This window comes from Bradyrhizobium sp. (genome assembly GCF_030693485.1).
Taxonomy (GTDB): domain Bacteria; phylum Pseudomonadota; class Alphaproteobacteria; order Rhizobiales; family Xanthobacteraceae; genus Bradyrhizobium.
In genome coordinates this window covers 1-10,817 of record NZ_JAUYAN010000026.1, presented here as the reverse complement: position 1 = coordinate 10,817, position 10,817 = coordinate 1, and the positions used below count along the sequence as shown (strand labels likewise).

Below are 10,817 nucleotides of genomic sequence, written 5' to 3'. Positions count from 1 at the left end.
GGATATGGCCAAAGAAGATGGCCCAATTTGCCAGCCCTCGGAACAGGTCGAGACGCAAGTCACGCGGTGATGGTGGAAGAGCGACGTTGACGGTCATTGTCTGGGGTCGATCCATTTACTTCGCGAAACCATCCGGGGCATCTGACATTTCATCCTCCACGGGCCTTCCGTGCAGAAGATTTAGCTACCAAAGCAATCTCAATGAGTACGAGCTGGTTGTATCAAGGCGGGCCGCAAACCGGCGTGCCTCACTTGACAGAGCATCCGGAGTCAAATGCCAACGCCAATGCCAAGGTTCGCACCAAGTCCGGCGGTCACCACTATAGCGGCGGCCCGAAGAGTGAAACGCATCACATGGGTGAAAAGAAATAATCTCGAAGAAGGCACGGGCCTTCTCAAGATCTGGTGCGCCATGAATGGCGCGCCATCGTTCTCGTTGGCGTCGGTCGCATGTTGAACGACGTCATTTGACGACGATCGTCCCGGTCATTCCCGCCTCGCGGTGGCCGGGGATCAGGCAGGCATATTCGAACTCGCCGGCCTTGGTGAACTTCCAGAGGATCTCGCCCGTCTTCTTCGGATCGACCTCTTTCCCGTTCGGTTCCTCGTGCGCCATGTTCGGGTTGTTCTTCATGTCTTCGGCATGCTTGAGATTTTCCGTGGTGGTGGCCAGCACGAATTCGTGTTCGAGCTCGCCGATGTTGCGCAGCACGAATTTGATCTGCTCGCCTTTCCTGACCTCGAGCCGCGCCGGGACGAACAGCATTTTTCCGTCCGACTCGCGCATCGTGACCTGGATGGTCCTCGACGGTTTCTTCGGATTGCCCGGCTCGCCGGCCGAGAAGGTTTCGCCATGGCTGTGGCTGTGGCTGTGACCGTGCTTTGCCGGCTTTTCGCCTGCCCAGGCGTTGACTGAAAGCAGCGTTGCGGCGGCCAATGCGATCCCGCTCCTGGTCCAATTCATCATCTCTCATTTCCTCGCGTTGATACGTGGTTCGTACCGGTGCCGACGTTATTGTCGGCCGATATCATCCTCAATTGAACTTCCCTTGAACCGTTTTTCCGTCGGGGCCCGTCAGTTGCACAACCCCCTTGGGCTGGTTCGGCAACGCGACCGTCGCGTTACCGGAAAGGCGCGTGCCGTCGACGGGCGCCAGCACGACCCGCTGGGATTTTCCGTCTGCCACGAGGATCGCCGTGCCCTTGAATCCGGAGGACGCAACGGGTTTGTCGCTGGCATCGCTGATAAACACATCGACGATATCGGACTTTACGACCAATTCTACATGGTATGATCCCGCGTCTGTAACGCGCCCGCCATGCGGCCCCTTGGCATCATGAGCCAGGGCTGACCCGGTCGAGGTGAGCAGGGCTGCGATCACTAGAAATTTTGCGTACATTTTTGTTTCTCCAGGGCTGAGTTTAGAAAGGGCTGAGTCTAGAAGGCTTCGGCTGGCGAAGGACCGTGAGCGGGGTCACGCAATGCGGCAGCGTCCCGCCGCAGGCGTTCGAGATGCTTTTCTCCGTACCGCAGGAACAGCACTGGCGTGAGAAACGTATCGAGCAACGTCGCGCTGATGAGGCCGCCGAATATCGTGACGGCCACCGGATGCAGGATTTCCTTGCCGGGCGTTGCCGCGTCGATGAGGAGCGGCACGAGCGCGACGCCTGCCGCCAGCGCCGTCATCAGCACCGGGGTAAGCCGCTCGAGACTGCCGCGAACCACCAGATCGCGTCCGAACGGCATTCCCTCCTGCAGCGCCAGGTTGATGTAGTGGCTGATCTTCAAAATGCCATTGCGAGCCGCGATACCGGTCAGCGTGATGAAACCGACCATGGACGCGACCGAGAGCGGTTGACCGGTCCACCAGAGCGCGATCACCGCGCCAATCAGGGCGAGAGGCACATTGCCCATCACGATCAGGGCGAACAGCACCGAGCGATAGCGGTTGTAGAGAATGGCGAAAACCAGCGACAGCGACAGCAGCGAGAGGATCCCGATGGTCCGGCTCGCTTCCTCCTGCGCCTGAAAAGTGCCTTCGAGGCGCGTATAGAAACCTTCAGGCAGGTTTGTCGATGCGGTCACCTCCCGGATTGATTCGACGATTTTCGCCATGTCGGCGGTGCCGTTGGTGTTGGCCAGCACCACGAGGCGACGGCGGCCGTTCTCACGCAGGATCTGGTTCGGGCCCTCGGTCTCCTTGATGTCGGCAAGCTGCCTCGCCGGAATCCATCCGGTTGGGGTTTCGATCAGCAGGTCTCCCAGCCTTTGCGTCGTCCGAAGCCTGTCCGGCAGCCGCATCGTGACATCAAACCTCCGGTAGCCGTCGACGACACGCGACACCACCCGCCCGTTCGAAAGCCGACTGAGCTGCTCGATGACGACTGCAGGCTGCACGCCGTAGAGCGCGGCGCGGCCGTAGTCGATCCGGATTTCGAGCTGAGGGATCAGAGCCTGCTTTTCAACCTGCAGATCGGCGAGCCCGGGGATGCCTGCCATCCGCGTTCGCATCATTTCTGCGGCCGCCCGCAATGCGTCCAGATCATCGCCAAAGATCTTCAGTGCAACCTCGGCGCGGACGCCGGACAGCAGATGATCGAGCCGATGCGAGATCGGCTGGCCCACGTTGATCGAAGCCGGGAGTACGGCTAATCGCGAGCGAATGTCCGCGATCACATTCGTCTTGGTTCGCGATGATTTGGCGAGGTCGACATCGATTTCCGAGGAATGCACGCCTTCGGCATGTTCATCCAGTTCAGCGCGCCCGGTCCGGCGCCCGACTGTTTTGACTTCGGGCACCTCCATGATGAGGCGCTCGGCAATCAGGCCGACGCGACTGGACTCAGCGAGTGAGATGCCGGGATTGAAGAGCATATTGATGGTGAGCGTGCCTTCGTTGAACGGCGGCAGAAAGGCACGGGGAAGAAGAAACGCTGCGAACCCTGCCGTCGTGACGGCGAGCACCGTGACAGCCATCAACGCGCGCTGATGGCGGAACGCGCGTTCGAGCAGCGCAGCGTTACCGCGCTTGAGCAGGCGGACCAGCGCGCTGTCGCCATGATCGAGGCGTTTCAGGTGCGGCAACATGTAATAGGCCATGACCGGCGTCAGCGTGATCGAGACCGCGAGGCTGGCGAGGATCGAGATGATGTAGGCCTGGCCGAGCGGGGCGAACAGCCGGCCCTCGATTCCCGACAGCGCGAACAGCGGCACGAACACCAGCACGATGATCGCCGTCGCATAGACGATGCCAGACCGCACCTCCTGCGAGGCCGATACGATCACATCGAACGCCGAGCGGGGATGTTCCAGTGCGCGATTTTCGCGCAGACGCCTGAAAATGTTCTCCACATCGACCACGGCGTCGTCGACCAGCTCGCCCAGCGCGATGGCGAGACCGCCCAGCGTCATGGTGTTGATGGACAACCCGGCGAAGTAGAAGATCGTGGCCGTGGCCAGGATCGAGACCGGGATCGCGGTCAGCGAGATCACCGTGGTTCGCCAGTTCAGGAGGAATACGAACAGCACTATGGCGACGACGACGCCGGCTTCCACGAGAACCTGTTCGACGTTGCGGATCGACGTCTCGATGAAGTCGGCCTGGCGGAACACGATCTGGTCGGCCTTGATACCCTGCGGCAGCGACGCCGTGATCTCCTTCAGGGCCCGCTCGATTTCGCGTGTCACCTTGATCGTATCGACGTTGGGCTGCTTCTCGACCGAGACGATGACGGCCGGCTTGCCCATGAAGCCGGCTTCGCCGCGCTTCACTCTGGGCGCGAACTCGACGGTCGCGACCTGGCGCAGAAACACCGGCCCGCCATTGACCTGCGCCACGACGACGCCGCGAAGGTCATCCAGATTGGTGGTTCGTCCGATATTCCTTATCAGGTATTCGCGCGCGTGTTGGTCGGTGAACCCGCCACCGGTGTTGACGCCGAACTGGGTCAGCGCCTGTTCGACCTGCTCATAGGTGACGCCGAGGCTGCGCAGCGCAGGCGGATTCGGCGCAATGCGATACTGACGGACCTCGCCGCCGATCGGGATGACCTGGGCCACGCCCGGGATCGTCAGCAGACGGGGACGAACGGTAAAGTCGGCGGCTTCGCGGACTTCCATCGCGGAAGCCTTGTCGCTCGTCATCGCCACAAGCACGATCTGCCCCATGATGGAGCTGATCGGCCCGATTTGCGGCACGGTGTTCGACGGCAACTGCGCTCTGACCAGAGAAAGCCGCTCGGCGATCTGCTGGCGGTTGCGATAGATGTCGGTGCCCCAGTCGAACTCGACATAGACGATCGAGAGCCCCACGCCGGAAACGGAGCGCACCCGCGTCACCCCGGGAACGCCATTCATCTGGGTTTCGATGGGAAAGCTGACGAGTTGCTCGACCTCCGGAGGCGCCAAGCCTTCGGATTCGGTCATGATGGTGACGGTCGGCTTGTTGAGGTCGGGAAAGACATCGACCGGGAGCCGGCTGGCGCTGAAGATTCCCAGCAGCACCAGGACCAGCGAGGCCGCCAGCACCATCAGGCGATTGCGCAGCGACTGCGTGACGAGAAAGCGAAACATCTGATGTCCTCCTCAGCGTACCTGGCCAAGCAGTTCGGCGCCTTGAACGACGAGGCGCTTTCCCGCGGCGAGTCCGGTGGCAATGAAGACGCGATCGCCGTCGAGCGGTTCGACACGCACCGGGCGCGGCTCGAAGCGTTCAGCCGCGACATGCTCGTAGACCACATCCTGGCCGCTGGCATTGCGCACCAGTGCTGCGCGGGGAACCGCAAAACCGGTCTTTTCCTCATCCGTGGTGGCAAGCACAGTGACGAACTGTCCGGCGCGCAACCCCGCGACGTCGCCCTGCACCGCGAATTGCACCGGGATCGATTGATTGCGACCGGCGAAACCGGCGCCGCGGAAGGCGAGTGGATAGGTCCGATCATTGCTCAGCCGGGCCACCGCGCTCTGGACTCCGGGAAGCGAGTCGTAGCTGAGCGCCTCCACCCACAGCCGGGTCGGGTCGACGATATGGAAGATGACGGCGTTCGATTGCGCCATCTGACCGGCGACGACGGTGCCTTCGGCCACGATGCCATCCACCGGCGCGATCAGTTCTTCCGCTTCGCGGCGCGATTTGTCGAGCGAGCCGCGCCGGTCCTTCAGGCCTTGCAGCTCCGTTCTTGTATCCTCCAGCTGGGTGCGTGCGATGGCGCCGCTCGGCACCAGCGTCTCATAGCGGGCCAGCCGGCGCTCCACGATGGAGATCTGCTGGTCGAGTTCGCCTTGCCGCTGGCGCATGTCGGAGGCGTCGATGGCCTGCAGCGGCGGCGTCATATAGGCGAGAACGTCGCCTTTCTTGACCGGCGTCCCCAGCCGCGGAAAGCCGTTCGGCGGCGGCGAAAGCCGGCCGCCGACCGATGACTGAACGAAACCGCTGGCGTTCGGATCGGGGATGATACGGCCGGGCAATTCCAGCGCGGCGCGATGCGCGGCGGATTCGATTTGCACGGTGCGGATGGCGAGGATTCGCTGGATGCTCTTGGGCACGAATACGCCGCCATCGGGCAGCCGCTGCGCCAGGTCGCGCACTGTCGGGTTCGAATTGGCCGACGCGCCATGGTCATCGCCGTCATGGGCGCGCGCGGCGCCGATGAACATCGCGAGCATCCCGGCAACGACCAGGACCATCGCGGGCCGGTTCCGCCGCCACATCAACGCCATCACCACAATGCCCGCGGCAAAGCCTCCGAGCCCGGCTATCAATGCGGTCGGGACATAGCGCGACGATAAATCGCGAATGCCGCCCGCGATATCCGACAGGGAAGCCGTTGCGGCCTTTGCGCCCGGATCTTCCGGCGGAACGATCAGCGTCGCGGCCAGCACGTCGTCGAAGCCATCCTTGCTGACCGTGAAGATCAGGTCATAGGAACCCGGTTTGGCGGACCATGGCGCGCTGAGCCGATACGGCTCGTTCGCCATGGCGCGCGCGGGCTCCGGGCCTGCCGGGGTGTCGACGGTAATAATGGCGCCATCCACCGATTCGTTGGTCGCAAAGCGGTCGAGATAGATGATGAGGTCGCCGCCACGGACGATCGCGACCAGTTCGTAATGATCCGAGGCGGCCTCGGTGCGAGGTGCTAGATTTGCAGCCGCTGGCGGTGACGGCGGCGCGCCATGATCGTGACCGTCATGGGCCAGCAGCAACCCGGCTCCCGGGAAAGAAGCAAGAGCCGCCGCGCAAAGCGCGGCACGAAACAAGGAGCGCATTGGAAAATCCTCACCTGACAAGAAGCTCGCGCGGATGCCTGCCGAGGCAGGACCGCGGGGACGTCGTTACTCAGGCGAGGGATCGGGGGGGTTTGCGCAGACCCTGGGGGTCGACTCCGCGAACGGAAATCAGGCGTACAAAGCCGATGCGAAGCGGGCACGTTTTCGGGGGAAGGCTGGGCGAAACTGCCGCCAGCGCGGCGCCACAGCAACCGGTATACCCGCAGCAGCCCATCACGCAGGCGTCGACATCGGAAGATGGCGCGCCCGGGGTGTTTTGAGCCGCGGCCTCGGCCTGGACAACCCGGTTCGCAGCGGCGATTTCCGCAGAGGAAATCGAATGCGCGTTGCCCGCCGCCGTGCCATGCGCGTGATTACTGTGCGCTTGATGATGCGCATCAGGCCCGTGTCCATGACCGCCATGGGCGTTGGCGGCGACCGACGCGAATTGGACGACGATCAAAAGGATCGCCGCCCCAATCATCCGCAAAAGCGTTCCGGTCGTTGTCATGCGCAACTGCTACTATATGATCCGGGCCAAGGGAACAAGCGAAGGGAACGACGAATGAAATTGCGGTAAATGCATCGTGATCGCCTGGATCAACGGTCCGACCGGCCGATGACGGCCATCAATTCCGCGATCTTCTCCCGCTGATCGACCTTGTTGCCGCTGGTGATGGCGTGTTCGACACAATGCGACACGTGGTCTTTCAGCACTTCCTCCTCAACGCGCCGCAATGCGGCCCGCACCGCCGAAATCTGGGTGACGATGTCGATACAGTAGCGGTCCTCATCGACCATTTTCGACAGGCCGCGAACCTGGCCCTCGATCCGGCCCAAACGCTTTTGACAGGACGCCTTGATGTCTTTTCGCATGGCGCTTATATACCCCTACTGGGTATAGGTTGCAAGGCCCTGCGGGAGAACACGATGAGTGACGCGAAAGACACTAACGCAGGCTGCTGCGGCGGGCATCACGATCACGCAGGGCATGCCCATGCCCACACCAACGCCCCCGTGCGCGACCCCGTCTGCGGCATGACGGTCGAGCCCGCCACCAGCAAGCATCGGTTCGACCATCACGGCCAAACCTTCCATTTCTGCTCCGCCGGCTGCCGGACCAAATTCGCCGCCGATCCCGGCGCCTTTCTTGGCGAGCGAAAGGCGGAGGCCCAAGCAGCCCAAGTGGCCCAGGCGCCGGAAGGCGCTGTTTACACCTGCCCGATGCATCCGCAGATCCGCCAGGTCGGCCCCGGCAGCTGCCCGATCTGCGGCATGGCGCTGGAGCCCGAGGTCGCAAGCCTCGATACGCCGCCCAATCCCGAACTCGCCGACATGACGCGGCGGTTCTGGATCGGGCTCGTGCTGTCGCTGCCGGCGGTCGTGCTGGAAATGGGCGGTCACCTCGTCGGCGGTCACGGCTGGGTCGACCCGACGCTGTCGAACTGGATTCAACTGGTCTTTGCCACGCCCGTCGTGCTGTGGGCGGGCTGGCCGTTCTTCGTGCGGGGCTGGCAATCGCTGCTGACGCGCAATCTCAACATGTTCACGCTGATCGCCATGGGCACCGGTGTCGCCTATGCTTACAGCGTCATCGGGACCGTGCTGCCGGAAATATTCCCGGCCACTTTTCGCGGTCATGGCGGCGCGGTTGCGATTTACTTCGAAGCCGCCGCGGTCATCACTGTTTTAGTCCTACTTGGCCAAGTGCTCGAACTCCGCGCCCGCGAGGCGACTTCTGGCGCGATCAAGGCGCTGCTCGAACTGGCGCCGAAGACCGCGCGACGGATCGGCGACGACGGCGCCGACCACGAGGTGCAGATCGACAGCCTGCTGGTCGGCGATCGCCTGCGCGTCCGGCCGGGCGAGAAGGTACCGGTGGACGGCGTCATTCTCGAAGGCCGCTCGTCGCTCGACGAATCGTTGGTGACCGGTGAGTCCATGCCCGTCACCAAGGAAGTCGGCGGTCAGGTGATCGCGGGCACGCTCAACCAGTCCGGCGGCTTTGTGATGCGCGCCGACAAGGTCGGCCGCGATACGCTGCTGTCCCAGATCGTCAAGATGGTCGCGGAGGCGCAGCGCTCGCGCGCGCCGATCCAGCGGCTGGCCGATCAGGTATCCGGCTGGTTCGTGCCAGTGGTCATCGCAGCCGCCATCGTGGCGTTCGCCGCCTGGGCCTGGTTCGGGCCGGAACCGCGGATGGCGTTCGGCCTGGTTGCCGCCGTCAGCGTGCTGATCATCGCCTGCCCCTGCGCGCTCGGTTTGGCCACGCCGATGTCGATCATGGTCGGCGTCGGCCGCGGTGCTGCGGCCGGCGTGCTGATCAAGAACGCCGAAGCGCTGGAGCGCATGGAAAAGGTCGATACGCTGGTGGTCGACAAGACAGGCACGCTGACCGAGGGCAAGCCGAAGGTGATCGCGATCGTTGCCGCGGCGGGATTCGACGAGAACGAAATCCTGCAATTGGCCGCCAGCGTCGAACGATCGAGCGAGCATCCGCTCGCTGATGCCATCGTGCGGTCGGCGAACGAACGCAAGCTCGACCTGGGCAAGGTGGAGGAATTCGACTCGCCGACCGGCAAGGGCGCCATCGGCAAGGTCGGCGGCAGGACCGTGGTGTTGGGCAATGCCAGCTTCCTGTCGTCGCTCGGTGTCGAAACCGGACCTCTGAACGAACAGGGCGAACGCCTGCGTGGTGACGGCGCCACCGTCATCAACATCGCGGTCGACGGCCGGCTCGCTGGTCTGTTCGCGATCGCCGACCCGGTCAAGCCAACGACGCCGGACGCCCTGAAGGCGCTGGCGGCGGAAGGCATCAAGGTCATCATGCTGACCGGCGACAACCGCACCACCGCCAATGCCATAGCGCGACAACTCGGCATTGCCGATGTCGAAGCCGAGGTGCTGCCGGATCAGAAGAGCGCCGTGGTAGCAAAGCTGCAGAAGGCCGGCCGGATCGTCGCCATGGCCGGCGACGGCGTCAACGACGCTCCGGCGCTCGCCGCCGCCGAAATCGGCATCGCCATGGGCACCGGCACCGACGTCGCGATGGAGAGCGCCGGCATTACACTGCTGGGTGGCGATCTCGGCGGCATCGTGCGGGCGCGCAGGCTCTCGCAGGCCACCATGCGCAACATCCGGCAGAACCTGTTCTTCGCGTTCGTCTACAATGCCGCCGGCATCCCGATCGCCGCCGGCGTGCTCTATCCGACCTTCGGCCTGCTGCTGTCGCCGATCATCGCCGCCGCCGCCATGGCGCTGTCGTCGGTGAGCGTGGTAGGAAATGCCTTGCGATTGCGCGTGACGCGTCTGTAGTTCAGCCGCATCGATCGCAGACCGTGGCTCTCGCTGAAGGAGAATCATCATGGCGAATTTCACGCCGCTATCGGCCGCTATCGGCGGCGCGCTGATCGGCTTTTCCGCCGTGCTGCTGATGCTGCTGACCGGCCGGATCGCCGGCATCAGCGGCATTTTTGGCGGCCTGCTCAATCCTGACAGCCGCGACAGAGGCTGGCGCATTGCCTTCATCGCCGGCCTCATTCTGGCGCCGCTGCTGGCCGGCTGGATCGGCTACGGGATGCCGACCCCGAAATTGCCGCCGAGCTGGACCGTCATCATCGCCGCCGGCCTGCTGGTCGGTTTCGGAAGCCGCATGGGAGACGGCTGCACGTCCGGTCACGGCATCTGCGGCATCGCGCGACTGTCCGGCCGCTCCATCGCGGCCACCGTCATCTTCATGCTGACCGCGGTCGCTACCATTGCCATCACCCGCCACGTGCTGGGGAGCTGAGCCATGCTGATGCTCGCATCCTTCTTGTGTGGCCTGGTGTTCGGCGCCGGCCTGCTGATTTCGCAAATGGTACAGCCGACCAAGGTGCTGGCATTTCTCGATGTCTTCGGCGCGTGGGACCCAAGTCTCGCCGTCGTGATGATCGCGGCACTCGCGGTGTCCGTGCCGGGGTTCATGCTGGCGAAAGGTCGTTCGCGGCCGTTGCTCGCTGCTCACGGTTTCTGGCCGACCAGGGACGATATCGACCGGCCGCTTGTCGCGGGATCGGCGCTGTTCGGCATCGGCTGGGGTCTCGTTGGCTTGTGCCCGGGCCCGGCGATCGAGAGCCTTGCGACGCTATCGCCTGATGTATTCGTGTTTGTGCTGGCGATGGCCGGCGGCATGATTCTGCACGACGTCTGGCAAAGGGCGCGGCCCGCAAAGTCGCCGGACGAGGCGTTGGCCCGGCGGCCCGGCTAGCCTCAGCTCTTTGCAGTCTCGGCGGACGACGCCTGCGGTGCGGTGTCGCGAAGCGCGATGTAAATTGCCGGAATGACGAGCAAGGTGAGCAGCGTCGACGACGCCAGTCCGAACAGCAGCGAAATCGCCAGCCCCTGGAAGATCGGATCGAGCAGGATTGTAGCAGCCCCGATCATGGCGGCCAGCGCGGTGAGCAGGATCGGCTTGAACCGCACGGCGCCGGCTTCCAGCACGATGTCGCGCGTCGACCTGTTCTCGCCGCCGCTGTGGCGGATGAAGTCGACCAGCAGGATCGAATTGCGG

General features: G+C 63.8%; 12 protein-coding genes. 4 read left to right on the top strand and 8 right to left on the bottom strand.

Translation table 11 applies throughout. The features are described from left to right. Window positions 1-97: OpgC domain-containing protein (opgC, locus tag Q8N40_RS02130; RefSeq protein WP_305710636.1), on the bottom strand; the 97-nt coding region annotated here is incomplete at its 3' end. Between the two features lie 104 nt (window positions 98-201). On the opposite strand from opgC, the gene Q8N40_RS02125 reads away from it, so the two are divergent. Further along, window positions 202-372: a hypothetical protein gene (locus tag Q8N40_RS02125; RefSeq protein WP_305710635.1), complete on the top strand. Its 171-nt coding sequence runs from the start codon at window positions 202-204 to the stop codon at window positions 370-372. A gap of 91 nt (window positions 373-463) precedes the next feature. Here the strand turns inward: Q8N40_RS02125 and Q8N40_RS02120 are convergent, their stop codons facing one another. From Q8N40_RS02120 to Q8N40_RS02095, 6 genes are all read right to left on the bottom strand, one after another. After that, window positions 464-967 (bottom strand): cupredoxin family protein, encoded by a 504-nt coding sequence (locus Q8N40_RS02120; RefSeq protein ID WP_305710634.1) that lies wholly within the window; start codon window positions 965-967, stop codon window positions 464-466. 67 nt (window positions 968-1,034) lie between these two features. Continuing rightward, window positions 1,035-1,400 carry a hypothetical protein gene (locus Q8N40_RS02115; RefSeq protein WP_305710633.1) on the bottom strand — a complete coding sequence of 122 codons (366 nt, stop codon included), beginning with the start codon at window positions 1,398-1,400 and terminating at the stop codon, window positions 1,035-1,037. Window positions 1,401-1,438: 38 nt separating this feature from the next. After that, the gene (locus Q8N40_RS02110; RefSeq protein ID WP_305710632.1) at window positions 1,439-4,573 is read right to left on the bottom strand and encodes an efflux RND transporter permease subunit; all 3,135 of its coding nucleotides are present in this window, start codon (window positions 4,571-4,573) and stop codon (window positions 1,439-1,441) included. A 12-nt stretch (window positions 4,574-4,585) separates the two neighbouring features. After that, window positions 4,586-6,265, bottom strand: coding sequence for an efflux RND transporter periplasmic adaptor subunit (locus tag Q8N40_RS02105; RefSeq protein ID WP_305710631.1), 1,680 nt, complete (start codon window positions 6,263-6,265; stop codon window positions 4,586-4,588). Window positions 6,266-6,335: 70 nt separating this feature from the next. Continuing rightward, complete coding sequence (locus Q8N40_RS02100) at window positions 6,336-6,776, bottom strand: hypothetical protein (protein ID WP_305320989.1); 441 nt, start codon at window positions 6,774-6,776, stop codon at window positions 6,336-6,338. Window positions 6,777-6,865: 89 nt separating this feature from the next. Beyond that, the gene (locus tag Q8N40_RS02095) at window positions 6,866-7,141 is read right to left on the bottom strand and encodes a metal-sensitive transcriptional regulator (RefSeq protein ID WP_305320990.1); all 276 of its coding nucleotides are present in this window, start codon (window positions 7,139-7,141) and stop codon (window positions 6,866-6,868) included. Between the two features lie 54 nt (window positions 7,142-7,195). Here Q8N40_RS02095 and Q8N40_RS02090 point away from each other — a divergent pair, with 54 nt between their 5' ends. Genes Q8N40_RS02090 through Q8N40_RS02080 form a run of 3 tightly spaced genes read left to right on the top strand, consistent with a single transcriptional unit; the run spans window position 7,196 to window position 10,514 of the window. Further along, a complete protein-coding gene (locus Q8N40_RS02090) occupies window positions 7,196-9,580 on the top strand; it encodes a heavy metal translocating P-type ATPase (RefSeq protein WP_305710630.1) in 2,385 nt (794 codons plus the stop codon). 49 nt (window positions 9,581-9,629) lie between these two features. Next, on the top strand, window positions 9,630-10,055 hold the full coding sequence (locus Q8N40_RS02085) for a YeeE/YedE family protein (protein ID WP_305710629.1): 426 nt from the start codon (window positions 9,630-9,632) through the stop codon (window positions 10,053-10,055). A 3-nt stretch (window positions 10,056-10,058) separates the two neighbouring features. After that, complete coding sequence (locus tag Q8N40_RS02080) at window positions 10,059-10,514, top strand: DUF6691 family protein (RefSeq protein WP_305710628.1); 456 nt, start codon at window positions 10,059-10,061, stop codon at window positions 10,512-10,514. A 2-nt stretch (window positions 10,515-10,516) separates the two neighbouring features. On the opposite strand, the gene Q8N40_RS02075 is transcribed toward Q8N40_RS02080, so the two are convergent. Next, window positions 10,517-10,817, bottom strand: a 301-nt coding sequence (locus tag Q8N40_RS02075; protein WP_305710627.1) for an efflux RND transporter permease subunit, incomplete at its 5' end; no start/stop codon positions are given.

Coding starts and splice junctions, on each gene's coding strand:
- Q8N40_RS02085 (WP_305710629.1), top strand. CDS start 9,630: ATGGCGAATTTCACGCCGCTATCGGCCGCTATCGGCGGCGCGCTGATC.
- Q8N40_RS02080 (WP_305710628.1), top strand. CDS start 10,059: ATGCTGATGCTCGCATCCTTCTTGTGTGGCCTGGTGTTCGGCGCCGGC.
- Q8N40_RS02105 (WP_305710631.1), bottom strand. CDS start 6,265: ATGCGCTCCTTGTTTCGTGCCGCGCTTTGCGCGGCGGCTCTTGCTTCT.
- Q8N40_RS02090 (WP_305710630.1), top strand. CDS start 7,196: ATGAGTGACGCGAAAGACACTAACGCAGGCTGCTGCGGCGGGCATCAC.
- Q8N40_RS02115 (WP_305710633.1), bottom strand. CDS start 1,400: ATGTACGCAAAATTTCTAGTGATCGCAGCCCTGCTCACCTCGACCGGG.
- Q8N40_RS02120 (WP_305710634.1), bottom strand. CDS start 967: ATGATGAATTGGACCAGGAGCGGGATCGCATTGGCCGCCGCAACGCTG.
- Q8N40_RS02095 (WP_305320990.1), bottom strand. CDS start 7,141: ATGCGAAAAGACATCAAGGCGTCCTGTCAAAAGCGTTTGGGCCGGATC.
- Q8N40_RS02100 (WP_305320989.1), bottom strand. CDS start 6,776: ATGACAACGACCGGAACGCTTTTGCGGATGATTGGGGCGGCGATCCTT.
- Q8N40_RS02110 (WP_305710632.1), bottom strand. CDS start 4,573: ATGTTTCGCTTTCTCGTCACGCAGTCGCTGCGCAATCGCCTGATGGTG.
- Q8N40_RS02125 (WP_305710635.1), top strand. CDS start 202: ATGAGTACGAGCTGGTTGTATCAAGGCGGGCCGCAAACCGGCGTGCCT.